Genomic DNA, 745 nt, shown 5'->3' with positions numbered 1-745 from the left:
GTACATGCCGAACTTGATCGTAATGTGCAACGTTTTGTGTTTGGTCAGTTGACCTATACAGATGTGCTTAACTTACGCTGCGAATCATTCTTAAAGCTTCAAGGTATCAAACTTGCTATCTGGTTTTATCATAGCGTCCTAAAAAAAGACCCTTTAGGCGTAATTTTAACTTATATCAATATCGCCCGTGCTAAAGAAGATATCATTTATCTCGATATCAATCGCTGGCTTAAGAAGAACCAAAAAATCATGAGTACCCTACACAAGGTACAGGTAAATTACGGAGAGGTTGAAGAAGATCAATTGATTCTAAAAGCGCAGATCAATTATCGCGACTTATTGGGCAGTAGTAGTGGCGAAGATATCATTGGTGATGATGATGAACCCGAATTAATGCATGGACCTATCAATCCTATAAATGACGCAACTGAGCCCAATACAGAATAGCTACGATCTATATTACAGCTTTTATTGGGTAACAAAAAACGCTGCCAATCATCAGATTGCAGCGTTTTTTTAATCATTTGTCATTACTCTCAAAGCCAATGACTTATCTATCGATTACCAATAGTTTTCTACTGCAATGTTCCCTTCACCGCGGCGGTTCATAACAAAGCCTAATTCTTTCAAGGTCTCTTTGGTATCTTCTACCATTTCTGGATTACCGCACAGCATCACATGAGCGCTATCATTATCTAGCTTTATGCCAGCCCGCTTCTCAAGCTCACCATTTAGTAATAATTGT

At 38.7% G+C, this 745-nt stretch carries 2 pseudogenes; one reads left to right on the top strand and one right to left on the bottom strand.

The features are described 5' to 3' along the window. Positions 1 to 447: pseudogene (locus tag ACS8FD_RS20000) on the top strand (hypothetical protein); the annotation flags it as partial. Between the two features lie 114 nt (positions 448 to 561). On the opposite strand, the pseudogene ACS8FD_RS19995 reads toward ACS8FD_RS20000, so the two are convergent. After that, positions 562 to 745 (bottom strand): annotated as a pseudogene (locus ACS8FD_RS19995) (ferredoxin--NADP reductase); the annotation flags it as partial.

This window comes from Psychrobacter sp. 1U2 (assembly GCF_051847575.1).
The sequence above is the reverse complement of the archived record's forward strand: the minus strand, read 5'-3'. Positions and strand labels throughout refer to the sequence as shown.